Raw genomic sequence first — 23,840 nt, forward strand, 5'->3', positions numbered from 1 at the left:
GGCGCTGCGGCTGCGCGGCGGCCGGCCGCGGCGTGACCGTGGTACGCCGCGGGGTCTGCTTCAACGCGGCAGTGGTCGGTCGCGCAGCAGTCGGCCGCGGGCGGACGGGTTCGAATCCGACCGGAAGCGGGGCCGGGTCAGGGCGCGGGACTTGCGAGTTCGCCGCTGCGCGCGCGAGGCTGGCGGTGCTGCCGGTCGTGGGCGGCGGCATCGCGCTGGCCGGGGGGATCGGCGCGGGCGTCGTCGGCGTGCGCTGGGGTGCGGTCGGCTTCAACCAGCCTGACGGCGCAACGGGTTCCACATGAGGGCGCGGGGGCGGGGTGCTGCGCGGCTTCGGCCGCGCCTGCGGGTCGGGTTTCCACAGCGTCGGACGCGAATACCGGCCGTTCTGGCGCGGCGCCATCGAGTTGACGGTATGTGCGGTACTCGGCTGAACGACGTCGTCGTCGCGATGCAGCGCGCTGCGCGGCAGGTCGGCGATGCTGCGCGCATCGTCGTCGCTGCCGTCGCGCGACAGCTTGACGCCGAACGACGTGTCGACCCACGCGGCGAACTGCCGCCAGCCGATGCCGGTCAGCCAGGGCAGCCCGGCGAAGAACAGCACGACCATCGCGACCGGCGTGCCGATCGGGCCGAGCACGTGGGCGAAGCCTGCCGAGAATGCGTGGCCGAGCGCGTCCGTGTCGGGGCCCGACAGCGGGCTCGTCAGCGTGCAACTCGCCACGAATACCGCGGCGAAGCCGAGCCACAGGCGGATCGAGCCGCGGCCGGCGAGCCCGCCGCCGCCGGGCAGCATCGCCTGCACGAGACGCCAGAAGAGAAGGAGGAACCAGACGGCGGAGATGCCGAACCAGCCGAAGACAACCGTGTGCATGCTTTGAAACAGGAGTGGGGAGGGGCGCGCGGGGCGCGACCCGCCGAGTTTAACCGGCCGGCGGACAAGACTCTAACGCGGCGTGCATCCGATTCACGCCGCGCGACGCGGGTGCGCGGCACCCGCGCGTGGCGCGCCACGCGAAGGCGGTCGGTCGGCCTTCGCGCGCGCCGTGCATCAGGGGCTCCGGTGCGTGAAGGTCAGCGTTGCGCCGGAAGCGGTCACGATCTGCAATTGCTGCGGCTCGCGCATCTGCACGCCGGCCTTGTCGATGTGGGCGAGTGCGTCGAGGTAAGCGGCTTCGAGCTGGCCGCCGAGCGTATTCGGGCAGGCCATCCGCGTGCCGGCGAGCGGCCCGAAGCTCAACAGGCCGTTCTTGATCGCGTAGGTACCCATGTAGCGGTTGCAGCCCGAGAACCCACTGGCGCGCCGGATGCCCGAGTCGCTCGACAGCGCGAGCTTGATCGGCTCGCCGTTGTCGCCGTGCGGGATCGCGCGCTGCGTGCCGTCGGCATTCAGCCAGCTGGTGAGCTCCCAGCTCGTGTCGTCGAGCAGCTGGACGGCGGCCGGGTTGTACGGGTCGGGTGCGGGGGCGGCGGAATCGGGGTGGGTCGGCATCGCGCAGGCGGCGAGAAGCGTGGCAAGCGTCAACGCGCAGAGCGGCGCGCGCAACGGGCGAAGCAGGCCGGTGCGTGCGCGTGCGGCCGCGGACAGGTGGGACATGAGCCTCGTTCCTCATCGGATTCTGATCAAGGCGTAAGAGTAACGCACCCGCCCCGCGGCAGGCGAGCCGACACTTCGCGCGTGAAAACGTTCGCAGTCCGCTCGCGAGCGGCCCGCGGCCGGTTGCCGGCCCGGCGAAACGCACCAAACCGGTGTCGTGGCGCGTGTTAACATCGGAGCCGTTTTCGTCCTCCACCAGAAGCGGGTAATCACATGCAGATCGGTCAGCGGCTCGGTACGCCGCTCTCACCCTCGGCCACGCGCGTCATGCTGCTCGGCGCCGGCGAACTCGGCAAGGAAGTCATCATCGCGTTGCAGCGGCTCGGCGTCGAAGTCGTCGCGGTCGACCGCTATCCGGACGCGCCGGGCCATCAGGTCGCGCATCGCGCGCACGTGATCGACATGACGGACGCCGCCGCGCTGCGGGCGATCGTCGAGGCCGAACGCCCGCACCTGATCGTGCCCGAGATCGAGGCGATCGCCACCGACGCACTCGCGGCGATCGAGGCGGCCGGTCTCGCCGAAGTGATCCCGACCGCGCGCGCGACGCAGCTCACGATGAACCGCGAAGGGATTCGCCGGCTTGCGGCCGAGGAGCTCGGCCTGCCGACGTCGCCGTATGCGTTCGCGGATTCGTTCGAAGCGTTCAGCGCGGCGATCGCGAAGATCGGCATGCCGTGCGTCGTGAAGCCCGTGATGTCGTCGTCGGGCAAGGGGCAGTCGGTCGTGAAGACGGAAGCCGACGTGAAGCCGGCGTGGGACTACGCGATGGCGGGCGGCCGCGTGAATCACGGCCGCGTGATCGTCGAAGGCTTTGTCGACTTCGACTACGAGATCACGCAGCTCACCGTGCGCGCGATCGATCCGGCGACGAACGCCACGCGCACCTACTTCTGCGAGCCGGTCGGCCACGTGCAGGTCGCGGGCGACTACGTCGAGTCGTGGCAGCCGCAGCCGATGAGCGCGGTGGCGCTCGAGAAGTCGCGCGAGATCGCGCACAAGGTCACCGAGGCGCTCGGCGGTCGCGGGATGTTCGGCGTCGAGCTGTTCGTGCGCGGAGACGACGTGTGGTTCTCCGAGGTGAGCCCGCGGCCGCACGATACGGGCCTCGTCACGCTCGCATCGCAGCGCCAGTCGGAGTTCGAGTTGCACGCGCGCGCGATTCTCGGGCTGCCGGTCGATCCGGCACTCGGCACGCCGGCGGCATCGGCCGTGATCTACGGCGGGCTCGACGAGCGCGGCATCGCGTTCGAAGGCGTGCGCGACGCGCTGGCGGTGCCGGGCGCCGACCTGCGCCTGTTCGGCAAACCGGAAAGTTTTGCGAAGCGGCGCATGGGCGTCGCGCTGGCGACCGGCGCGACCGTCGACGAAGCCCGCGAACGCGCGAAGCGTGCCGCGGCGGCCGTCCGGCCCGTGTCGGCGCGCTGACGTAACCAGGAGAGGACGATGACGTCGAAGTGGTTGCGTATCGGAAAGCTGGCCGCCGCGCTGGCGCTTGCCGCGAGTCTCGCGGGTTGCGGCCTCGCGGCCGCACCGTGCCGGGTGGCCTCGGCCGGGCTCAAGATCGTGCCGCTCGTCGGCCACGTCGCGGCCGCGCCGACCGACGCGTGTGCCGACGTCATCGATCCCTGATCGCGATACCCGGCGCGATCGCCAACCGATCGCCACCCGATCGCCAACAATAATCGCGCGCCCCGCGAGGGCGCGTTTCCACCCGTCTCGTGAGAGGACCTGCATGATTCGCCAAACCCTCGCCGCGCTCGCGCTTGCCGGCACCGCCGTTTCCGTCGCGCATGCCGCACAGCTGACCGTCGAAGAGATCGACGCCGATTCGCGCCAGCAGGCCGTCTACCAATGTGCGAACCAGAAGCAGCCGGTGCGCGTGTCGTACTGGCTCGCGGGCAACGGCCAGAGCTTCGCGCTCGTGCCGGTCAACGGGAAGCAGATGCTGTTCGTCGACACCGTGTCGGCGTCGGGCGCGCGCTACCAGGCCGGCCGCTACACGTGGTGGACGAAGGGCAAGGAAGCGGCGCTGCGCGACGAGATCGCCGACCAGAATTCGCCGCCGCTGCTGGGCGATTGCGTACAGGTCGAGAAGAAAAAGAAGAAGGGCTGAGCGCCTGGGCGAACGCGGATCGTGCGCTGCCGGTGCCTGTCGGCGGCCGGCTCCCGTGCGTGACGGCCCGGCAGGCGGGCTGGCAGCGGGCGGCCGGGCAAGACGATCCGGGATCGGACCCTTGAAATTTCCCACCAGCCGATCGGGACAGCCCGATCGGGCCATCCGTCGACCACGAGGGCCTGCCCGGGCCCATTGCGCGAACCGCCATTGCGGCCGTTCGCGGCGTTGTCACGGACAGATGGCCGCGCAGTGCTACAATACGCCCCTTTCCGCCGGCATTCGCGCCGAACGGAGTCCGCACGGCCTGGCGTCCAGCGTTCGTATTGAACCGGTCCCATGCGCCAGAGCGGCGCCGCGCGGCGCGCCGCGGCTCCGTCTATTTCCGAATTGTGATGAGCGCAGGCCCGGCTGGCCTGACGCACGATGTCCCCGCCGCGCCTTTTGAGCGAAACGCCACCATGTCCGATTCTGTCGCCAAGCCCGTCGACGCAACCTTCGATCAATTCGGCCTTGCCGCCGATATCCTGAAAGCCATTGCGGAGCAGGGCTATACGACGCCGACGCCGATCCAGGCGCAGGCCATTCCGGTCGTGCTCGCCGGCCGCGACGTCATGGGCGCCGCGCAAACGGGTACCGGCAAGACCGCGAGCTTCTCGCTGCCGATCATCCAGCGGCTGCTGCCGCAGGCCAATACGAGCGCGTCACCGGCGCGCCACCCGGTGCGTGCGCTGATCCTCACGCCGACCCGCGAACTCGCCGACCAGGTCGCCGCGAACGTGCACGCGTATGCGAAGCACACGCCGCTGCGCAGCGCGGTCGTGTTCGGCGGCGTCGACATGAACCCGCAGATGGCCGAACTGCGCCGCGGCGTCGAGATCCTGATCGCGACGCCGGGCCGCCTGCTCGACCACGTGCAGCAGAAGACGGCGAACCTCGGCCAGGTGCAGATCCTGGTGCTCGACGAAGCCGACCGGATGCTCGACATGGGCTTCCTGCCCGACCTGCAGCGCATCCTGAACCTGCTGCCGAAGGAGCGCCAGACGCTGCTGTTCTCGGCCACCTTCTCGGGCGAAATCAAGAAGCTCGCGTCGACCTACCTGCGCAACCCGCAGACGATCGAGGTCGCGCGCAGCAACTCGACGAACGCGAACGTCACGCAGATCGTCTACGACGTCGCCGAAGGCGACAAGCAGGCAGCCGTCGTGCAGTTGCTGCGCGATCGCGGGCTCAAGCAGGTGATCGTGTTCTGCAACAGCAAGATCGGCGCGAGCCGGCTTGCGCGCAATCTCGAGCGCGACGGCGTGGTCGCGTCGGCGATCCACGGCGACAAGACGCAGATCGAGCGGATGCAGGCGCTCGACGCGTTCAAGCGCGGCGAGATCGAAGCGCTGGTCGCGACCGACGTGGCCGCGCGCGGTCTCGACATCGCCGAGCTGCCGGCCGTGATCAACTTCGACCTGCCGTTCAGCGCGGAAGACTACGTGCACCGGATCGGCCGTACCGGCCGTGCGGGTGCGACGGGCGACGCGCTGTCGCTGTGCAGCCCGAACGAGCGCAAGCAGCTCGCCGATATCGAGAAGCTGATCAAGCGTCCGCTCGAAATGCAGACGCTCGCGCTCGACAAGCCGGCGCGCCACCGTCACGACGAGCGCGGCAACGACCGCGGCGGCGATCGCAACAGCGAACGAGGCGGTGAACGCGGCGGCCGTCGCGAACGCGAAGAGCATCGTGGCGCATCGGGTCGCCGGCCGGGCGGTTCCGAGCGCGGCCATCACCGTCGCCACGAAGCGCCGGTCGACGATTTCTTCCTGAAGCCGTACGAGCCGTCGGCGCCGGCGAAGCAGCAGGAAGACGCGCAGCCTGCGCAGCAGCCCGAGAAGAAGGGGCCGAAGCGTCAGGTCGCCGCGCTGCTCGGCGGGTTCGGGATGCCGCGCAAGCCGTCGGCGTAAGCCCGGCGGATGTGACGGTGCGGCGCGCGAGCGCTGCGGGAGAAGCGGGTGCATGCGATGAGCATGTGCCCGTTTTTCATTGGAGCCGTGGTTCGATGGGGGACGTGTTGGGCGCTGGCGGCGAGCGATGCAGTCGGCACCCGGCCGACGCCCGATCGCCGCGAAACCGGCGCGCTGCCGCGCGTTTAGCCGGCTTGCGGCCCGAAGCGCGTCGCCCACGCGGCCGTTGCCGCCGCGTAGAACGCGTCGAGCGTCGTGCCTGCGAGCGCGCCGCCGGGAGCGAGGCCCAGGTGCGCGGCTGCGGCTTGCAGCGCCGGCAGCGGATCGTCGCGTTCGAGCGCGGTCGCGCCTGTCTGCTTGCTGAGCTTTTCGCCGTTCGCATCGACGACGACGGGCACATGCAGGTATCGCGGTGTCGGCACGCCGAGGCAGTGCTGCAGGTGGATCTGGCGCGCGGTCGAGTCGAGCAGGTCGGCGCCGCGCACGACGTGCGTGATGTGCGCATCGGCATCGTCGACAACGACCGCGAGCTGATAGGCCCATTGCCCGTCCGCGCGCTTCAGCACGAAATCGCCGACTTCGGTCGCGAGGTTCTGCGATTGCGTGTGCTGCCAGCGATCGTCGAACGTGACGACCGCATCGTCGCCGTCCGGCACGCGCAGCCGCCACGCGCGCGCGGGCTTGCCGTGCAGGCCGGTGCGGCAGGTGCCCGGGTAGGCGAGCGTCGTGTGGCGCTCGTGCGCGGCGCGCAGCGAATCGGCGATTTCCTTGCGCGTGCAGCCGCACGGATAAACGAGCCCGGCCGCGACGAGGCGTTCGAGTGCGACCGTATAGGCGGCATCGCGTGTGCTTTGCCAGACGGGCGGTTCGTCGGGCGTCATGCCGAAATGCGCGAGCGTCGCGAGGATGTCGTCGGCCGCGCCGGGTACCGTGCGCGGGCCGTCGAGATCCTCGATGCGCACGAGCCATGCGCCGCCGTGCGCGCGTGCGTCGAGCCAGCTCGCGAGCGCGCCGACCAGCGAGCCGAAGTGCAGCGGGCCGGTGGGCGACGGCGCGAAGCGGCCGCGATAGGCAGTCATCGGGGCGCGGGGCAACGCGCGCTTACGCGGCGCTCGCTGCCGGTGCGCAGGCCGGGCACGACTTGCCGGGCACGTAGCTCGGCGACTGTTGCGCTTCCGGCGTGACGACCGCGCGGCACGCGAAGCACGTGACGTTCTCGGTGGGCTGGAGTTGCGGGTTCAGCGCGGTGCGGTAGTCGAACACGAAGCAGTCGCCGTGATAGTGCGCGCCGCCGACTTCCTCGAAGTACTTCAGGATCCCGCCTTCGAGCTGGTACACGTTCTCGATGCCGATTTCCTTCATGTGGATCGCGGCTTTCTCGCAGCGGATGCCGCCCGTGCAGAACGACACGACCGTCTTGCCTTCGAGGTCGGCGCGGTTCGCGTCGATGACTTCCGGGAATTCGCTGAACTTGTCGATCCGGTAGTCGAGCGCATCGTCGAACGTGCCGACGTCGACTTCGAACGCGTTGCGCGTGTCGAGCATCACGACCGGGCGGCCCGTGTCGTCGTGGCCGCGGTCGAGCCACGTCTTCAGCGTGCGCGCGTCGACGAACGGCGCGCGGCCGAGTTCCGGCTTGATCGCCGGCTTCTTCATCGTGATGATCTCGCGCTTCAGGCGCACGAGCATGCGGCGGAACGGCTGCGAGTCGGACAGGCTTTCCTTGAACTGCAGCGACGCGAACTTGCCTTCGAACAGCGGATCGTGGCGGAGATACGCGATGAACGCGTCGGCGGCTTCGCGCGTGCCGGCGATGAACAGGTTGATGCCTTCCGGTGCGAGCAGGATCGTGCCGCGCAGGCCGAGTTCGTTGCAGCGGGCGGTGACGAGCGGGCGCCATTGCTCGTTCGCGTCGAGCGACACGAAGTGGTAGGCGGCGAGGTTGACGATGGTCATGATGGTCCGACGGGAAAACGGCCGCACGGCGGCCCGCAAAAAAGGGTGCGAAGCCGGGGCGCTGATTCGAAAAACCGTATTATCCCGCAAACCGCGCTCAGGCCGGCATCCGGCCGTTTGACCAACTGCGCGGCGTGTGGTCGCGCGCATCGGCCGAACGGCTGGTACGGGGATTTTTGGGCAGCCCGCGTGGCGGGGCGGCTACAATAGCGCCCATGTCAGATCCCCGCTTCGTCCATCTTCGCGTTCACTCCGAATTCTCGATTGCCGACGGCATCGTGCGCATTGACGACATCGTCAAGGCGGCGGCCGCAGACGGTCAGGGCGCGCTCGCGCTCACCGATCTCGGCAACGCATTCGGCCTCGTCCGTTTTTACAAGGAAGCCCGCGGCAAGGGCATCAAGCCGATCGCCGGCTGCGACGTCTGGATCGCCAATCCGGACGACCGCGACAAGCCGTCGCGGCTGCTGCTGCTCGTCAAGGACAAGGTCGGCTACCTGAATCTCTGCGAGCTGCTGTCGAAGGCGTGGCTCACGAACCAGTACCGCGGCCGTGCGGAACTCGACGCGAGCTGGCTCGACGGCGAGCTCGCGCAGGGGCTGCTCGCGCTGTCGGGCGCGCAACAGGGCGATATCGGGCTCGCGCTTGCCGCGGGCAACGAAGAAGCCGCGCGCCGTCACGCCGAGCGCTGGGCGAAGGTGTTCCCGGGCGGTTTCTACATCGAACTGCAGCGTTATGGCCAGCCGGGCGCCGAGGCGTACATCCAGCAGGCCGCGACGCTCGCCGCGGCGCTGCAGCTGCCGGTCGTCGCGACGCACCCGACGCAGTTCATGACCGACGACGATTTCACCGCGCACGAGGCGCGCGTGTGTATCTCGGAAGGCGACATCCTCGCGAACCCGCGGCGCCAGAAGCGTTTCACGACCGACCAGTATTTCCGCACGCAGGACGACATGGCCACGCTGTTCGCCGACCTGCCGTCGGCGATCGCGAACACGGTCGAAGTCGCGAAACGCTGCAACCTGAAGCTCGAGCTCGGCAAGCCGAAACTGCCGCTGTTCCCGACACCGGACGGCATGTCGCTCGACGACTACCTGGTCCAGCTGTCGAAGGAAGGGCTCGAGACCCGCCTCGCGCAGTTGTATCCGGCCGAAGCCGAGCGCGACGCGCAGCGCGACACGTACTACAAGCGCCTCGAGTTCGAGTGCGGGACCATCACGAAGATGGGCTTCCCGGGCTACTTCCTGATCGTTGCGGACTTCATCAACTGGGCGAAGAACAACGGCGTGCCGGTCGGCCCGGGCCGTGGCTCGGGCGCCGGTTCGCTGGTTGCGTACGCGCTCGGCATTACCGACCTCGACCCGCTGCGCTACAACCTGCTGTTCGAGCGATTCCTGAATCCGGAACGCGTGTCGATGCCCGACTTCGACATCGACTTCTGCCAGCACGGCCGCGACCGCGTGATCCAGTACGTGAAGGAGAAGTACGGCGCGGACGCCGTGTCCCAGATCGCCACCTTCGGCACGATGGCCGCGAAGGCGGCCGTGCGCGACATCGGCCGTGTGCTCGACCTCGGCTACATGTTCACCGACGGCATTGCGAAGCTGATCCCGTTCAAGCCGGGCAAGCACGTGACGATCGCCGACGCGATGAAGGAAGAGCCGCAGCTGCAGGAGCGCTACGACCACGAGGACGAAGTGCACCAGCTGCTCGACCTCGCACAGCGCGTCGAAGGGCTCACGCGTAACGTCGGGATGCACGCGGGCGGCGTGCTGATCGCGCCCGGCAAGCTGACCGATTTCTGCCCGCTGTACACGCAGGGCGACGAAGGCGGTGTCGTCAGCCAGTACGACAAGGACGACGTCGAAGCCGTCGGCCTCGTGAAGTTCGACTTTCTGGGTCTCACGACGCTGACGATCCTCGATTGGGCCGAGCGCTACATTCGCCGCCTCGATCCGTCGAAGGCCGACTGGTCGCTCGCGCAGGTGCCGCTCGACGATCCCGCCTCGTTCCAGATCCTGAAGAAGGCCAACACGGTCGCAGTGTTCCAGCTGGAAAGCCGCGGGATGCAGGGCATGCTGAAGGATGCGCAGCCCGACCGCTTCGAGGACATCATCGCGCTCGTGTCGTTGTACCGTCCGGGCCCGATGGACCTGATCCCGAGCTTCTGCGCACGGAAGCACGGCCGCGAGAAGGTCGAGTATCCCGATCCGCGCGTCGAACCCGTCCTGAAAGAGACCTACGGCATCATGGTCTATCAGGAGCAGGTGATGCAGATGGCGCAGATCATCGGCGGCTACTCGCTCGGCGGCGCGGACTTGCTGCGCCGCGCGATGGGCAAGAAGAAGGCCGAGGAGATGGCCGAGCACCGCGAGATCTTCGCGGCGGGTGCGGCGAAGAACGGCCTCACGCGCGAGAAGTCCGACGAAATCTTCGACTTGATGGAGAAGTTCGCGGGCTACGGCTTCAACAAGTCGCACGCGGCCGCCTATGCGCTGCTCGCGTACTTCACCGCGTGGCTGAAGGCGCACCATCCGGCCGAATTCATGGCGGCCAACATGACGCTCGCGATGGACGACACCGACAAGGTGAAGATCCTGTTCGACGATTGCGTCGTGAACAACCTCGCCGTGCTGCCGCCCGACATCAACCAGTCGCATTACCGCTTCGAGCCGGTCGCCGAAGCCGACGGCAAGCGCTCGCGCACGATCCGCTACGGCCTCGGCGCGGTGAAGGGCAGCGGCCAGAACGCGATCGAGGAAATCCTGCGCGCCCGCGAGGAAAAGGCGTTCACCGACCTGTTCGATTTCTGCGAGCGGATCGACCGGCGCGTCGTCAACCGCCGCACGGTCGAGGCGCTGATCCGCGCCGGCGCATTCGATTCGCTGAATACGAACCGTGCGCAGTTGATCGCGTCGGTGCCGCTGGCGATGGAAGCGGCCGATCAGGCCGAGGCGAACGCGATGCAGGCCGGCCTGTTCGACATGGGGGCCGAGTCGCCGCACGCGCATGCGCTCGTCGACGAGCCCGCATGGGACGACAAGCGCCGCCTGCAGGAAGAGAAGGGCGCGCTCGGCTTCTACCTGTCCGGCCACCTGTTCGACGCGTATCGCGACGAGGTGCGCCGCTTCGTCCGGCAGAAGGTCGGCGACCTGAAGGAAGGGCGCGACAAGATCGTGGCCGGCATCATCGCGTCGCTGCGCACGCAGATGACCCAGCGCGGCAAGATGCTGATCGCGCTGCTCGACGACGGTTCGGGCCAGTGCGAGATCACGATCTTCAACGAGCAGTTCGAGGCGAACAAGGCGCTGTTCAAGGAAGACGAGCTGTTGATCGTGCAGGGGCAGGCGCGCAACGATGCGTTTACCGGCGGCATCCGCTTCACGGCCGATACGGTGATGGATCTCGAGCGGGCACGCAGCCGCTATGCACAGGCCGTGCGGCTGACGATGAACGGCAACGCCGACGCAGTCGCGCTGCGCCGCGTGCTCGAGCCGCACGTATCGAAGGACGACCCGGCCGCCGCGCCCGCGGTTGAAGCGCCTGCGCCGCGCGGCGGCGGGCGCGATGGCGGTCGCCGCCCGCAGGCGCCGCTGCCGAACGGGCTCGCGGTGCAGGTCCACTACAGCAACGCGCGGGCACAGGGCGAAATGCGTCTCGGCGACGCGTGGCGCGTGAAGCCGAGCGACGTGCTGCTCGCGGAACTGCGCGCGGCGTTCGACGGCAGCTCGGCCGAAATTGTCTACTGAATGTTATCCGGTTCGAATTCCTTGAGGGCATCTTGAGCGTCAAGCCTACTCTTAGCAAACCCCTGGGCGGCGAAGACGCGTCGTCGCCCGTGGTCGTCGCACGCCGTTTGTGGCCTTACCTGAAGCCGCTCCTGTGGGTGATGGTGGCCGGCGTCCTCGCGATGGCCGTGGTCGCGGCAACCGAAGCCGGGATCCCGGCGCTGCTCAAGCCGCTGCTCGATCGCGGCTTCGGCACCAAGGGCGACGTGAGCGCGAAGCTCTACGTGCCGATCGCGGTCGTCGGTCTCGCGCTCGTGCGGGCCGCCGCGCAGTACGCGTCCAACTACCTGCTGCAATACGTATCGAACCGGATCCTGCTCGATTTGCGGATCCAGATGTTCGACCGGATGATCCACACCGGCGTGTCGTTTTTCCAGCGCGAGACCGCGAGCACGGTGATCAACGCGGTCGTCTTCGAGGTCAACCAGGTCCTGAACGTCCTGCTGGGCGTGCTGATCACGCTCGTGCGCGATTCGTTGACGGTGCTCTTTCTGCTCGGCTACCTGTTCTACCTGAACTGGCGCCTCACGCTGATCGTCGCGGTGCTGCTGCCGTGCATCGGCTGGCTCGTCGGCAAGATCAACCGGCGCCTGCGCCGGCTGAACCGCGAGCACCAGATGCTGACGAACCAGCTCGCGTACATCGTCGAGGAAACCGTGGGCGGCTACAAGGTCGTCAAGATCCACAACGGCGAGCAGTACGAAATCGGCCGCTTCAACGAGCTGAGCCGGCGCCTGCGCGGCTATTCGATGCGGATGATCGTGTCGGGCGGGCTCGCGCAGCCGCTCACGCAGTTTCTTGCGTCGATCGCACTGGCGGTCGTGCTGACGATCGCGGTCGTGCAGTCGTCCAACGACCAGACGACGGTCGGCGGTTTCGTCGCGTTCGTCACCGCGATGCTGCTGATCATTTCGCCGCTCAAGCACCTGATGGACGTGAACCAGCCGCTGCAGCGCGGGATGACGGCGGCCGAGCTGATCTTCGGCCTGATCGACGAGCCGCGCGAGCCCGAAGGCGGCGGCAAGCCGCTCGAGAAGGCGACGGGCCGGATCCGGTTCCGCGACGTGTCGTTCGCGTACGGCGCAGGTACCGGCAAGCCGACGCTCGATCGCGTGTCGTTCGACGTCGCGCCCGGCGAGATGATCGCGCTCGCGGGCCCGTCGGGCAGCGGCAAGACGACGCTCGTCAACCTGTTGCCGCGCTTCTTCGATCCGACCTCCGGCGAGATCCTCGTCGACGGCGTTGCGTTGCCCGAGTACCAGCTGCGCGACTTGCGCGGCCAGATCGCGATGGTGAGCCAGGATGTCGTGCTGTTCAACGACACGATCGCGAGCAACGTCGCGTACGGGCAGACGCCCGACCGCGAGCGCGTGATCGCGGCGCTGCGCGCGGCGAACCTGCTCAGCACGGTCGAGGCGATGCCCGACGGGCTCGACACGCTCGTCGGCGACAATGGCATGCGCCTGTCCGGTGGCCAACGCCAGCGCCTCGCGATCGCCCGCGCGATCTACAAGGATGCGCCGATCCTGATTCTCGACGAAGCGACGTCGGCGCTCGATTCCGAATCCGAGCGCCATGTGCAGGCGGCGCTCGAGACGCTGATGAAGGGCCGTACGACGCTGGTGATCGCGCACCGGCTGTCGACGATCGAGCGCGCGGACCGGATTCTCGTGATGGACGGCGGCCGCATCGTCGAGAGCGGCAACCACGCGGAGCTGCTCGAATCCGGCGGCCTGTATGCGCACCTGCACCGGATCCAGTTCCAGCAGGAGGCCGGGTGAGCGTCGCGCCGGTTCGTATCGCGGGAGCGCCGCGATGAAGATCGGCCTGTCGGCCAATGCGTTGAAACACGGCGGCGGCCTCGAGCGTTACGCGATCGATATCGCACGAGGAATGGTGGCGGCGGGGGTGACGCCGGCGTTCTTCGCGCGGTCGATCGATGCGTCGATTCCCGAGGCGCGGCTCGTCGAGCCGCATCGGATCGACGTGTCGTTCCTGCCCGGCAAGCTGCGCGACGAATGGTTTTCGTGGCGGCTGCGCAGTGCGCGGCGCGCCGCGAACGTCGATGTCCTGATCGGCTGCAACCGGGTCGTTGGCGCCGAGATCGCGATTTGCGGTGGCACGCATCGCGGCTTCCTGCGCGCGATCGGCCGGGCGCCGGGCTATTTCGACCGGCGCCAGATCGCGCTCGAGAGTCGGCAATATGCGGCCGCGCGCTACGTCGTCGCCCATTCGCAGATGATGCGCGACGAGTTGCGCACGCTGTACGGCGTTGACGATGCGAAGATCCGCATGTTGTATCCGCCGGTCGACGCGCAGCGCTTCACACCGATCGGCGACAGCGACCGGGCGGCGTTGCGGCGCCGCTTCGGGTTCGACGAGCGCGACGTCGTCCTGCTGTTTCCATCGAGCAGTCACGTGCGCAAGGGCCTGCCGCTGATCGAGGCCGCGCTGAATGGCACGGACGCGTCGATCGTCGTCGCGGTGGCCGGCCGGCCACCCGAGCGGACCTCGGCGCAACTGCGTTACATCGGCTACGTGAAGGACATCGAGGACGGCTACCGGGCAGCGGATTACACGATTCTTGCATCGAAATACGAGCCGTTCGGGCTGGTCGGCATCGAGTCGGTCATGTGCGGCACGCCGGTGATCCTGCCACCGACGCTGGGCTGCCACGATGTGATCGCGGAGCATGCGAAGCTCACGTTCGCGGCGGACGATGTCGATGCGCTGCGCGCGGTGCTGGCGACGGCGGCGAGCGGGGCGCAAGCCGTCGACCGGGCGGCCGTCGCACACGATGCGGTGGGCTACGACCCGGGCGTGCGCCATCATGTCGAGCAGTTGCTCGCGCTGGCTCGCACGGCCCGCGGGAGTACGTCGGCGTAGCGGCATCCTGGCCACGCGATGGCCAGCCTGTCGGCTGGCTTTCAGTTCGGAAGTGCGAGGGGGCGATGGTATACTCTGGCGGCCTGTTTACCGGCTGGAGGCCGGTGTTTGGCGGCCCGGCTCGCGATTTCCGCTCCGGTGCGCCGAACGGGTTGCCCGGCGGCGCGATTTGCCCCGCGCAAGCACTTACTCAATCCACAATGATCATGACGATTCGTGTGACGAATTGGCCGTTCGTCAGGCTGATGCTCACTGCGAGTCCTGCCATCGAGACGCCCGCCGTAAACCGATGAGCCGTTTTCCCGGACGTATCCACATCTTCGCGCGGGCTCTGCCGAGATTGCTGTTCAAGCCGCTGCGGCGCAGGCCCTTGCAGCCGGCGAGCATTTTCGTCGCGCATCACCTGCTGCTCGGCGATACGCTGTTGCTGACACCGTTGCTGGCGAAGTTGCGCGAACAGCATCCCGCCGCGCGCATCGTGCTCGCATGCCCGAAGGCGGTTGCACCGCTGTACACCGGCGAACCGTTTGGCGTAGAGGCATTGGCCTTCGATCCGCGCGATCCCGTGTCGGTGCGCCGGCTGCTGGCGTCGGGGCCTTACGATCTCGGCATCGTTGCGGCGGACAACCGCCACAGCTGGCTCGCGCTCGGCGCGGGGTGCCGCTGGATCGTCGCGCATGACGGCGATTCTCCGGCCTGGAAGAACTGGCCGGTCGACGAGTGCCGCCCCTATCCCGACGAGCCCGCCGCATGGGGGGATCTGACCGCCGACCTGATCGACGGTCCGTCGCCGCGCGCGTACCGGCCGGGTGACTGGCCGGCGCCGGTCGCGAGCACCGAGCTGCCCGCAGTGCTTCGCGAGCGGCCGTACGTGGTGCTGCATCCGGGCGCGAGCACGCTGGTCAAGCGCTGGCCGGTCGAGCGCTGGCGCGCACTGGCGGCCGACATCGAGGCGGCCGGCCATCGGGTGGTGTGGAGCGGCGGCAAGAGCGAAGCCGAACTGATCGACGAGATCGGGCCGCACGCCGGGCAGTCGAACTTTGCCGGGAAACTCGGCCTCGCGGATCTCTGGCACCTGTATGCGGCCGCACGCGCGGTCGTCTGCCCCGATACGGGCGTCGCGCATCTCGCGCGATTGATCGGCGTGCCGACCGTCGCGCTGTTCGGGCCCGGCAGCGCGGTTGTCCACGGTGCCGGGCGCTATTGGCGCGACGTTCCGTTCGTCGCCGTGACGATTGCGGACATGCCGTGCCGCGATCAACCCTATATTTTCCGGCGCCACGTTCGGTGGGTCCGGCGATGTGACCGCGACGCCACGACGTGCGTCGCGTGGCATGACGGCTGCGCGGCGTGTATGAGCGGGCTGTCGGTAGACGCGGTGCGCAATGCGCTGCAACAAGTTCTGGTGCAAGTTCGATGACTGTTACTACGGCGCGTATCGAGCGTCTTTTATGGATTGGCTGCCCCGTCCTGATGTTCGCGGTCATGTTCGGGCACCTGGCGGCGTTCGTGAACAGCAGCATGGCGCTGATCGGTATCGCGCTGGTCGCGGCCGCCTGCGCGCGCGGGCGGCCGGCATTGTTCCGGTGGCCGTTGTTCGTCCCGATCGTCGCCTGGGCGGCGTGGAGTTTTGCCGCCGTGCGCTGGTCGATGTTTCCGGACGTCAGCAGGCACGCGTGGTTCGATGAGGTCGTGTATCCGCTGCTGTCGTTCTGGGGCTTCTGGTTGTTCGGCACGCGGGTCGAACGCGCGGAACGCGTCACCCTGGCCGTGTGGCTTGCGTGTGCGCTGCTCGCCGCGATCAGCGTGATCTACTGGGGCAAGCTGCAGCCGCCGACCCCCTTGACCATCCCGATGCGCTTTTACGCGCGAGTCGGCCATACGAGTACGCTCGCCGCGTTTGCGATGGCGCTGTTCTGTGCGTTCTTCGTGTCGAAACGCGGCTGGCGCTGGGCCGGCGTGACGGGCATCGTGCTGTGCGTGATGGTCGGGCTTGCCACCCTCAACCGCTTCTTCTGGCCGGCCGCCGCAGTCACGTTGCTGATCGGCCTGTTTCCGCTGTACCGGCACCATCTGCTGCTGGCGGTGCTGGCCGTGGCCGTCGTCGGTGTCGGGGCAGTCGGTACCCTCGAAATCAGCGCACGACTGCGCTATCACGATGCGCCGCCGCCGCTGGCCGCGTCGCGCGACATCTCGATTGCCGGTGTACGGCTCTATGTGCCGCCGGGCATGACCGGGGTCGGCGACACGTTGTCGTCGGACACGCGGCCGAAGCTGTGGAAGTTCTACGAAGAGCAGGGCAGCCGCCACGAATGGATCGGCATCGGTTTCGGCAAACCGCTGCCGGGCATGGCTTACCGCAGCGAGATGCCGCCGGAGTTGCTGGCACTCGAACCGCAGGCGCTCACGCACGCACACAATCTTTTCCTGAACACGTGGCTGCAGGCCGGGCGCATCGGCCTGGCGCTGCAGGTGCTGTTGCTGGCGACGCTCGTCGTCGCATTCTGGCGCTTGAGGCACGTTGAACCGTCGATCGCGGCGGGCGGCATCGCGCTCGTCGCCGGCATGGTCACGAAGAACCTGGTGGACGATTTCATGTGGCAGACGACGATCCTCGCATTCTGGGCATTTGCCGGGCTGCTGCTCGGGTATGGCGAGCGACGCGCCGGCGTGCGCCGGGCGCAGCCGGGGAGCGGCTCGTGAGCACCGTGCGGAGCCGCGCGCAAGCGGCCACGCCGAGCGCGGACGGCAAGCCGGTGCGGTTGCTGTTCCATATCGACGACTTCGGGCGGGGCGGCACCGAAACCGCGCTGGTTTCATGGCTGAACGCGCTGGATCGCCGCCAGTTCGCGCCCGCGTTGTCGGTTGCCTTTCCGACCGACGATCTCGATGCGCTGCGACGCAGCGGCGCGATTCCCGCCGACGTGCCGGTCCACGTGCTGGCGCACGCGCGCTGGTCGCATGTCCTGCATCAGGTCGAGCGCCGCCGCCGGTTGCGCTTCGGCGAGAAGCTGATGCACAAGCTGATGACGCACGCGGCGATCCGCTCGCTCGTCGCGCGTCGCTTCCTGCGTTTGGCGGCCGACTTCGACGTCGTCTGCGATTTCGACTTCTCGCTGCGGCGGATCGCCGGTCGCGGCGCTGCGCCCTGGTTCGGCGTGAGCCATTACAGCTTCGTCGCGCGCTTCGGCAACAAGAGCCGCGCGTACATGGCGCGGCGCACGCGACAGTATTCGCGCTATGCGGCGATCGCGATGCTCACGCCCGCGATGCGGCGCGAGGCTGAGGAGATCTTCGCGGGGTCGGGTGTGCGGATCGCCGATCTGCCGAACGTGATCGACGTGAACGCGATCCGTCGCCACGCCGATGCCGAATTCGAGCGGCCGGCCGGCCGGTTCGTCGTGTCGGTTGCCCGGCTCGACGAAGGGCAGAAGGATCACCGCACGCTGCTGCGTGCGTATGCGCAATGGCGTGCGCGCCGGCCCGATGCCGCAGCGCTGGTGCTGGTCGGAGACGGCCCGGATCGCGCGATGCTCGAACGGCTCGCGGTCGAGCTGGGCGTTCGCGACGCCGTCCATTTCGTCGGCTATTGTGCGAATCCGTTCCCGTACGTGCGGGCGGCCGATGCGCTGGTGCTGAGCAGTCGCTACGAAGGATTCGGCATGGTGCTGGGCGAGGCGATGGCGCTCGGCACGCCGGTCGTTTCGACGGATTGCCCGACCGGGCCGCATGATCTGCTGGACGGGGGCGACGCGGGGTTGCTCGTGCCGGTCGGGGACGTCGACGCGATGTCGGCCGCGCTCGAGCGCGTGTCGACCGACGCGACGCTGCGCGCCGCGCTGGTGCAGCGCGCGTCCGACAAGATCGCCGGCTTCGACGTGCCGGCGGCGAGCGGGCGCATGGCGGCGCTCGCCGAGGCGCTGTGCGCGCCGCGCTGAGATGCGCCGCGTGCTTCGTTTTGCAGCGATTTCGCTAGAATGACAAGCTGTTCCCAGACCGTTCCTACCGTGACCGTTCCCCTCAGGCTCGCTACGCCGCCACGCAGCATTCTCGTTTCCTGTACGCGCCGGATCGGCGACGTATTGCTGGCCACGCCGCTCGTCCGCTCGCTGAAACGCCGCTGGCCCGATGCGCAGATCGACATGATCGTGTTCAAGGGGACCGAGGGCGTGCTCGAGCACAACCCCGACATCCGTCGCGTGATCGTCGTCGCGCAGCGCGCGAAGCCGCGCGAGCGCCTCGCCGACGCGCTGCGTGTCTGGCGTCGCTACGATCTCGCCTGTGCGGCGATCGGCTCCGACCGGGCGCGCTTCTATGCGTGGTTCGGCGGCCGCCGGCGCGTCGGGCTCGTCGATCCCGCGCGCGTGACGAGGCTGATCCGCTTCATGCTCGACGGCATCGCACTTGATCGCCACGGCGACGTGCATACCGTGACGAGCAGTCTTGCGATCGCCGAGGCGCTCGGCGTGACACCCTGCGCGGAGGTCGTCGCACCGGGTATCGGCGCCGATCCCGCGCGCGTGGCCCGGTTCGACGCGATGCTGCACGCTCCGGGCGGGTTGTCCGGCGAGCGGCCGTTTATCGTGCTGCATCCGTCGCCGATGTTCCGCTACAAGCAATGGCATGAGGACGGCTGGGTCGACCTGATCCGCTGGGCACGCGGGCGCGGCTTCGACGTCGCTCTGACCGGCGGCCCGGCGCCTGTGGAGGCAGACTATGCGCGCCGCATCGTCGACGCGGCGCAGGAGCCGGTCGCCAACTTTGTCGGACGCCTGACGTTCGGCGAAACGGCGGAACTGATTCGTCGCGCGCGCCTGTTCGTCGGGCCCGATACCGGCGCAACCCACGTCGCCGCGGCATGCGGCACGCCGACCCTCGCGCTGTTCGGACCTTCCAATCCGGTGCGCTGGGGTCCGTGGCCGGCGAACTGGCCGGCGCACGACGAGCCGTGGCCGCTGCGCGGGTCCGGTCAGCGCGGCAACGTGTACCTGATGCAGGGCGAGGGCGACTGCGTGCCGTGCAAGCTCGAAGGGTGCGATCGCCACCTGGAAAGCTGGAGCCGCTGCCTGACGGAGCTCTCGTCGCAGCGTGTGATCGAGGTCGCGGCGGCGCTCGTCGATGGCCGGCCGGCCGTCGAGGCGCCGCGTACGTCGGTCATCGACACATCGTCGCTGACGCGCGACCGCTGAAGGATCGCGAGGCGTCCGGCTTCAGCGGCCGGACGGCGGCGTACTGTCGTGCGCCAGCTTCAGGAAGCGGTAGTAGACCGTTTCCGCGTTGAATACCGCGATCATGAATCCCGCCCGGCCGTCGAGGAACCCGCGCCGCAGCAAGTAGGTGCGGACGAATGCCCACAAGCCCCGCCGGATGGCCTTGCCGATGCCGGCGCGTTCGCCGGCCGCGCGCCGCTGGCGTGCGCCGGCGCTCGAGTACGCGTCGAGCTTTCGCAATACCGATTCGATGTCGTCGTACGAATAGTGGAGCAGCTTGCCGTCGAGTCGTGCGGCAGGGCCGTCGTACACGAGGCGCTCGTGGACGAGGTCGTCGGAGAAGCGCGCCGCGCTGCGCCGGAACAGGCGCGGAATCCAGTCCGGGTACCAGCCGCTATGGTGTACCCAGCGCCCGCAGAAGGCCGACAGCCGGTCGATGGCATAGATGTCGGCCTGCGGCGCGCGCAGCGCCGCGCGGATCGATGCGGCCAGTTCGTCCGACACGACTTCGTCGGTGTCGATCGACAGCACCCAGTCGGTCGACAGTGCCGCGAGTGCGCGATTCTTCTGCGGGCCGAAGCCCGGCCAGTCGGCGGCGAAGATCACCCGAGCGCCGTGCGCGCGGGCGATCTCGACGGTGTCGTCGGTGCTGCCGCCGTCGACGACGACGATGTCGTCCGCGAAGGCGAGTGCGTCGAGGCACTGTGCGAGCCGGCGGGCCGCGTTGTGGGCGATGATGGCGACGCCGAGCGTAGGTTCAGCCATGAAAAATCGTACGGATCGAAGGTGAGCGAGAGTATACCCGCTGCCTCGTGCGTGAAGCCGCGCGACTGGCGGGCCTGGCGAGGTGTGCTAGCCTTGTACGGCCGCGGCGTCATCCCGGCGCCGACGGTTCGACGGGAGGTGGATGATGGTAACAAAGCACCCGATTCTTGCCGTTTTGTTCGTGGCCGCCGCGTTGGCGGCGCCGACGTTAGCCAATGCACAACAGGACGACCAGGGGCGCGATCATGGCAATGGCCATGCGTACGGTCATGACAAGCACGACATGCGCAAAGGGCCCGGCCGCGTTGAAGACGTACCGCCGCGCTGGGCCGACCAGCCGCGCCGCGAGTGGCACAAGGGCGACCGGCTGCCCCCCGAATTCCGTGATCGCCAGTACGTGATCGACGACTGGCGCGGCTATCACCTGAGCCAGCCGCCGCGCGGCTATCAATGGGTCGGCGTCGGCGGCGATCACCTGCTGGTGCAGATCGGCTCCGGCATCGTGCTGAGAATCGGCGACTGATCCTGCCGATCACCCGGTACGTATCGCGATGCCGCGATGCGTGCCGGGCAGCCGCGTTACTTTGCCGCTGCGCGGCGAAACCAGCGGCGCTCGATCTGCGCCATCATCCAGCACACGCCCAGCGCGCACACGGTGCCGAGCGTCACTTCGCCGAGCCGCATCAGCGGAATGTCCCACAGCGGGCCGTTGCCCGGAAACAGCAGCACGATCGTCGCGGTCACGCCGCCGAGCCGTGCCGCGCTGCCCACGTTCAGACACCAGCAGCAGACGATCACGACCGCGACGGTGATCGCATACGCGACCAGGCGGTCGCCGCCGAGCGCCGCGCCGGCGAAGCCGAGCACGCCGCCGACCATCGCACCGATGAACTGGTCGCGCGACAGCGACATCGTGTCCGAGTAGTTGTGCTGCGTCACGGCGATCGCGGTGATCGCCGCCCATACGGCCTGCTCAGTGTGCAGTGCGCGGCCGATCACATACGCGAGGCACGCGCCGCACACGGCCTGCAGCGCCATCAGCCCGCCTTGCGCGAGCCGCTCGCTGAATGACAGCCCCTTGAACAGATCGAAGATCGACTGCTGGATCTGCTGGCGGGCTTCGTTGAGTGTCCTGATCGTATCCATCATGCGTTGGCCAAGAAGCGGGTAACGGTGGCGCGCGGGCCTCAGTGCGCCTGTTCGGGCGAGGCGGCGGCCGGTTCGTCGGCGGCCGCGTCGCCGTTCTCGACGCGTGTTTCCGGCATCACGAGCCAGACCAGCAATACCGCGAGCGCGCCCGCGGCGGCAAGCCCGAAGAAGCTGACCGCGTTGCCGAAGTGATCGGCGACGTAGCCGGCCGCGGCCGTGCTGAGTGTCGCGCCAATCCCGGCCGCGAGCCCGAACAGCCCGATGCACAGGTTGTAGCGACCCTTGCCGCCCGCGACGTCGGCCGCGATCAGCGGCAGCATCACGCCGAACACCGCCGCGCTGATGCCGTCGAGCATCTGCACGGGCACCAGCAGGTACGGGCTGCTCACGCCGGCGAACAGCAGCGCGCGCACCGGCAGTGCCGAGAAGCCGAGCAGCAGGATTGGCCGGCGCCCCCAGCGTTGCGCGGAGCGGCCGACCCACGGCGACAGCATCGCGACGATCGCCTGCGGCACGATGATGCACGCGGCGATCACGAGCTGCACGTTCTCGCCCATCCCGGCCGTGACTTCGCCGGCCGCGAGGTTCAGCATCGCCGCGTTCGACAGGTGGAACAGCACCACGCACGCCGCGAAGATCAGCATCCGGCGGTCGCGCAGCAGTTCGAGCAGCGTTTCGCGTTCGCCGGGTTCGTCGTGGTTGTCGTGCTCGTCGGGCTTCGACGACTGCGGAATCACCTCGTGCGTCGGCTGGATCATCGCGAGCGCGAACAGCGCGGGCAGCGCCAGCACGGCGGTCAGCCAGAACACCGCTCGCGCGGAGAAGTATTCGCCGGTGAGTCCCATCAGGCCCGCCGCGACTGCGCTGCCGATCGACGCCCAGCGTGCGTTGCGGCCGAGCCGGTCGCCGAGGTCGGCGCGGCCGACGAGCGAGAACGAGATCGCGGCCATGGCCGGCACGAGCATGCAGCTTGCGAAACCGTGGAACACCTCGGCGGCGATCACCGGCACGATCGTCGGGCTCGACGCGAGCAGCACCGCCGACAGGATGATCGCCGCGATGGCCCACGCGGCCGCGCCTTTCTTGTTCTTCAGCGCGTCGACGGCCGCGCCGCCCGGCACCTGGCTGACCATCGCGCTGATCGTGCCGATCGACAGCACCATGCCGATCTCGCCCTGCGTCCACTTGTGCGACGCGAGGTAGGACGCGATGAACGGACCGAACCCTGTTTGAACGTTTGCAACGAAGAAGTTGAGCCAGTCGAGGGACCGGAGACTGCGTACGCTGACGGAATGCTTGATCGTCATCGGGTCGCACTCGCAGACGAAGCCGGCATCGGTGCCGGGGTAACGGGCGGGTAGACCGCGACGATCGGCTTGTCGGCCGCGTAGGGCGGCGACGCCTTGATCTGTGCGTCGTTCAGGTCGAGCTGCGGGCGCAGCGCCTTGTCGCGCGTGACGAAGCGCAGCGCGCCCCAGCTCGCGGCGATCGAACGGCGGTCGGTGTTGACGAGGCCGCCGAGGTCGAGCACGACAGCCTGCGGCTGCGCGGCGCGATCGATCAGCACGTCGACGACGCGGCCGATTTTCGTGCCGTTCGGGCGCTCGACGTCGCTGTCGAGCAGCGCGAGTCTCGTTGCGGGCGAGGCCGCAGCCGAACCCGACAGCGGCACGGCCTTGGGCCGTGCGGCCGGCGGCAGGTCGCCCGACGGCACGTCGAGCACGATCGGCTCCTGTTTGCCGCCCGGGGTGAAGCGGAACACGTTCCACGGGAAGATGACCTTGCGGTCGCCGACGCCCATGAAGCCCTGCAGGTTGACGATCATCTCGCGCGGCTTGCCGCTCGCGTCGGTCACCATGTCGACCGCGCGGCCGATCACTTTGCCGTTGCGTCGCGCCACTTCGCTGTCGAGCAGCGCATGGATCTGGGTGCGATCGAGCGGGCGCGTCGCGACGATCGGCGCGGGCGGAGGCGGCGGCGGTGTCGGCGATTCGGGCCGCTGCACGGGCTTCGGCCGCGTGACTTCGTGGTGCGGCTTCTTCGGCGCTTCCGGTTCCTCCGGGCGCGTCGGGGCCGGCACGGGCGGCATCGTCAGCGGTTCGCCGGCGGTTTCCTCGACGGGCTCGACGAGCGCCTCGCTGATCGGCGCCGGCGGATTCTGGACCGGCAGCAGCCCGCAGCCGGACAGCAGCGCGGCGGCGGCGAGAATCAGGAAGACCGTCGAGGACGGAAACGACTTGCGGGATGCGGGAAACGGAAGTCCGCCGCTCATTGACACTCACTCCATGGGTCGGGGGCGGCCCGAGGGCACGCGGCTGGCGATGGATGGCGGGTGCGGGCGGCGCACCACGCGAGGTGAGATTTTAACGTGTCTTGCTTTCAGGACCGATTTCGACGGCTTGCTGGAGGCGAACTGTCGGG

At 68.6% G+C, this 23,840-nt stretch carries 19 protein-coding genes and 1 pseudogene; 12 read left to right on the forward strand and 8 right to left on the reverse strand.

The window, feature by feature from the left end; all coding sequences use genetic code 11:
• Both BDO18943_RS19540 and BDO18943_RS19545 read right to left on the reverse strand, forming a co-directional pair.
• Positions 1-874, reverse strand: a pseudogene (locus tag BDO18943_RS19540) (DNA translocase FtsK); the annotation flags it as partial.
• 177 nt (positions 875-1,051) lie between these two features.
• Positions 1,052-1,597: an META domain-containing protein gene (locus tag BDO18943_RS19545; protein WP_043189010.1), complete on the reverse strand. Its 546-nt coding sequence runs from the start codon at positions 1,595-1,597 to the stop codon at positions 1,052-1,054.
• 213 nt (positions 1,598-1,810) lie between these two features.
• Between BDO18943_RS19545 and purT the strand changes: the two genes are divergently transcribed.
• From purT to BDO18943_RS19565, 4 genes are all read left to right on the forward strand, one after another.
• Positions 1,811-3,025 (forward strand): formate-dependent phosphoribosylglycinamide formyltransferase, encoded by a 1,215-nt coding sequence (purT, locus tag BDO18943_RS19550; RefSeq protein WP_043189007.1) that lies wholly within the window; start codon positions 1,811-1,813, stop codon positions 3,023-3,025.
• A gap of 18 nt (positions 3,026-3,043) precedes the next feature.
• Positions 3,044-3,229, forward strand: coding sequence for a DUF6726 family protein (locus BDO18943_RS19555; RefSeq protein ID WP_175023674.1), 186 nt, complete (start codon positions 3,044-3,046; stop codon positions 3,227-3,229).
• Between the two features lie 103 nt (positions 3,230-3,332).
• Positions 3,333-3,713 (forward strand): MliC family protein, encoded by a 381-nt coding sequence (locus BDO18943_RS19560; protein ID WP_175023675.1) that lies wholly within the window; start codon positions 3,333-3,335, stop codon positions 3,711-3,713.
• A gap of 395 nt (positions 3,714-4,108) precedes the next feature.
• Positions 4,109-5,665 carry a DEAD/DEAH box helicase gene (locus tag BDO18943_RS19565; RefSeq protein WP_175023676.1) on the forward strand — a complete coding sequence of 519 codons (1,557 nt, stop codon included), beginning with the start codon at positions 4,109-4,111 and terminating at the stop codon, positions 5,663-5,665.
• A gap of 185 nt (positions 5,666-5,850) precedes the next feature.
• Here BDO18943_RS19565 and gluQRS read toward each other — a convergent pair whose 3' ends face one another.
• Together gluQRS and BDO18943_RS19575 are read right to left on the reverse strand one after the other, a co-directional pair.
• A complete protein-coding gene (gene gluQRS / locus BDO18943_RS19570; RefSeq protein WP_175023677.1) occupies positions 5,851-6,744 on the reverse strand; it encodes a tRNA glutamyl-Q(34) synthetase GluQRS in 894 nt (297 codons plus the stop codon).
• A gap of 22 nt (positions 6,745-6,766) precedes the next feature.
• Entirely contained in the window at positions 6,767-7,621 is an 855-nt protein-coding gene (locus tag BDO18943_RS19575) for a sulfurtransferase (RefSeq protein ID WP_175023678.1), read from the reverse strand.
• A gap of 215 nt (positions 7,622-7,836) precedes the next feature.
• Between BDO18943_RS19575 and dnaE the strand changes: the two genes are divergently transcribed.
• From dnaE to BDO18943_RS19610, 7 genes are all read left to right on the forward strand, one after another.
• A complete protein-coding gene (gene dnaE, locus BDO18943_RS19580) occupies positions 7,837-11,370 on the forward strand; it encodes a DNA polymerase III subunit alpha (RefSeq protein WP_175023679.1) in 3,534 nt (1,177 codons plus the stop codon).
• 32 nt (positions 11,371-11,402) lie between these two features.
• Positions 11,403-13,190, forward strand: a complete 1,788-nt coding sequence (gene msbA, locus BDO18943_RS19585) for a lipid A export permease/ATP-binding protein MsbA (RefSeq protein ID WP_043188991.1) — start codon at positions 11,403-11,405, stop codon at positions 13,188-13,190.
• 34 nt (positions 13,191-13,224) lie between these two features.
• Positions 13,225-14,295, forward strand: a complete 1,071-nt coding sequence (locus BDO18943_RS19590) for a glycosyltransferase family 4 protein (RefSeq protein ID WP_175023680.1) — start codon at positions 13,225-13,227, stop codon at positions 14,293-14,295.
• Positions 14,296-14,584: 289 nt separating this feature from the next.
• The gene (locus BDO18943_RS19595) at positions 14,585-15,715 is read left to right on the forward strand and encodes a glycosyltransferase family 9 protein (RefSeq protein WP_175023718.1); all 1,131 of its coding nucleotides are present in this window, start codon (positions 14,585-14,587) and stop codon (positions 15,713-15,715) included.
• Between the two features lie 53 nt (positions 15,716-15,768).
• The gene (locus BDO18943_RS19600) at positions 15,769-16,998 is read left to right on the forward strand and encodes an O-antigen ligase family protein (protein ID WP_175023719.1); all 1,230 of its coding nucleotides are present in this window, start codon (positions 15,769-15,771) and stop codon (positions 16,996-16,998) included.
• On the forward strand, positions 16,995-18,233 hold the full coding sequence (locus tag BDO18943_RS19605; protein WP_175023681.1) for a glycosyltransferase: 1,239 nt from the start codon (positions 16,995-16,997) through the stop codon (positions 18,231-18,233). Before BDO18943_RS19600 ends, BDO18943_RS19605 begins: the two co-directional genes overlap by 4 nt.
• A gap of 39 nt (positions 18,234-18,272) precedes the next feature.
• A complete protein-coding gene (locus BDO18943_RS19610) occupies positions 18,273-19,484 on the forward strand; it encodes a glycosyltransferase family 9 protein (protein WP_175023682.1) in 1,212 nt (403 codons plus the stop codon).
• A gap of 21 nt (positions 19,485-19,505) precedes the next feature.
• Here BDO18943_RS19610 and BDO18943_RS19615 read toward each other — a convergent pair whose 3' ends face one another.
• The gene (locus BDO18943_RS19615; RefSeq protein ID WP_175023683.1) at positions 19,506-20,270 is read right to left on the reverse strand and encodes a glycosyltransferase family 2 protein; all 765 of its coding nucleotides are present in this window, start codon (positions 20,268-20,270) and stop codon (positions 19,506-19,508) included.
• 145 nt (positions 20,271-20,415) lie between these two features.
• Here BDO18943_RS19615 and BDO18943_RS19620 point away from each other — a divergent pair, with 145 nt between their 5' ends.
• On the forward strand, positions 20,416-20,793 hold the full coding sequence (locus tag BDO18943_RS19620) for an RcnB family protein (RefSeq protein ID WP_407649838.1): 378 nt from the start codon (positions 20,416-20,418) through the stop codon (positions 20,791-20,793).
• A 56-nt stretch (positions 20,794-20,849) separates the two neighbouring features.
• Here the strand turns inward: BDO18943_RS19620 and BDO18943_RS19625 are convergent, their stop codons facing one another.
• Genes BDO18943_RS19625 through BDO18943_RS19635 form a run of 3 tightly spaced genes read right to left on the reverse strand, consistent with a single transcriptional unit; the run spans position 20,850 to position 23,691 of the window.
• Complete coding sequence (locus BDO18943_RS19625; RefSeq protein WP_043188968.1) at positions 20,850-21,416, reverse strand: FUSC family protein; 567 nt, start codon at positions 21,414-21,416, stop codon at positions 20,850-20,852.
• 41 nt (positions 21,417-21,457) lie between these two features.
• Complete coding sequence (locus tag BDO18943_RS19630; protein ID WP_175023685.1) at positions 21,458-22,726, reverse strand: MFS transporter; 1,269 nt, start codon at positions 22,724-22,726, stop codon at positions 21,458-21,460.
• On the reverse strand, positions 22,723-23,691 hold the full coding sequence (locus tag BDO18943_RS19635; RefSeq protein ID WP_175023686.1) for a PRC-barrel domain containing protein: 969 nt from the start codon (positions 23,689-23,691) through the stop codon (positions 22,723-22,725). Before BDO18943_RS19635 ends, BDO18943_RS19630 begins: the two co-directional genes overlap by 4 nt.
• Positions 23,692-23,840 lie beyond the last annotated feature (149 nt).

The organism is Burkholderia aenigmatica, assembly GCF_902499175.1.
Classification (GTDB): domain Bacteria; phylum Pseudomonadota; class Gammaproteobacteria; order Burkholderiales; family Burkholderiaceae; genus Burkholderia; species Burkholderia aenigmatica.

What these genes read in the sequence shown, in the direction of transcription:
- BDO18943_RS19545 (WP_043189010.1), bottom strand. Translation starts at nt 1,597, where the DNA reads ATGTCCCACCTGTCCGCGGCCGCACGCGCACGCACCGGCCTGCTTCGC.
- purT (WP_043189007.1), top strand. Translation starts at nt 1,811, where the DNA reads ATGCAGATCGGTCAGCGGCTCGGTACGCCGCTCTCACCCTCGGCCACG.
- BDO18943_RS19555 (WP_175023674.1), top strand. Translation starts at nt 3,044, where the DNA reads ATGACGTCGAAGTGGTTGCGTATCGGAAAGCTGGCCGCCGCGCTGGCG.
- BDO18943_RS19560 (WP_175023675.1), top strand. Translation starts at nt 3,333, where the DNA reads ATGATTCGCCAAACCCTCGCCGCGCTCGCGCTTGCCGGCACCGCCGTT.
- BDO18943_RS19565 (WP_175023676.1), top strand. Translation starts at nt 4,109, where the DNA reads ATGAGCGCAGGCCCGGCTGGCCTGACGCACGATGTCCCCGCCGCGCCT.
- gluQRS (WP_175023677.1), bottom strand. Translation starts at nt 6,744, where the DNA reads ATGACTGCCTATCGCGGCCGCTTCGCGCCGTCGCCCACCGGCCCGCTG.
- BDO18943_RS19575 (WP_175023678.1), bottom strand. Translation starts at nt 7,621, where the DNA reads ATGACCATCGTCAACCTCGCCGCCTACCACTTCGTGTCGCTCGACGCG.
- dnaE (WP_175023679.1), top strand. Translation starts at nt 7,837, where the DNA reads ATGTCAGATCCCCGCTTCGTCCATCTTCGCGTTCACTCCGAATTCTCG.
- BDO18943_RS19590 (WP_175023680.1), top strand. Translation starts at nt 13,225, where the DNA reads ATGAAGATCGGCCTGTCGGCCAATGCGTTGAAACACGGCGGCGGCCTC.
- BDO18943_RS19595 (WP_175023718.1), top strand. Translation starts at nt 14,585, where the DNA reads ATGAGCCGTTTTCCCGGACGTATCCACATCTTCGCGCGGGCTCTGCCG.
- BDO18943_RS19600 (WP_175023719.1), top strand. Translation starts at nt 15,769, where the DNA reads ATGTTCGCGGTCATGTTCGGGCACCTGGCGGCGTTCGTGAACAGCAGC.
- BDO18943_RS19610 (WP_175023682.1), top strand. Translation starts at nt 18,273, where the DNA reads ATGACAAGCTGTTCCCAGACCGTTCCTACCGTGACCGTTCCCCTCAGG.
- BDO18943_RS19615 (WP_175023683.1), bottom strand. Translation starts at nt 20,270, where the DNA reads ATGGCTGAACCTACGCTCGGCGTCGCCATCATCGCCCACAACGCGGCC.
- BDO18943_RS19620 (WP_407649838.1), top strand. Translation starts at nt 20,416, where the DNA reads ATGGTAACAAAGCACCCGATTCTTGCCGTTTTGTTCGTGGCCGCCGCG.
- BDO18943_RS19625 (WP_043188968.1), bottom strand. Translation starts at nt 21,416, where the DNA reads ATGGATACGATCAGGACACTCAACGAAGCCCGCCAGCAGATCCAGCAG.
- BDO18943_RS19630 (WP_175023685.1), bottom strand. Translation starts at nt 22,726, where the DNA reads ATGACGATCAAGCATTCCGTCAGCGTACGCAGTCTCCGGTCCCTCGAC.
- BDO18943_RS19635 (WP_175023686.1), bottom strand. Translation starts at nt 23,691, where the DNA reads ATGAGCGGCGGACTTCCGTTTCCCGCATCCCGCAAGTCGTTTCCGTCC.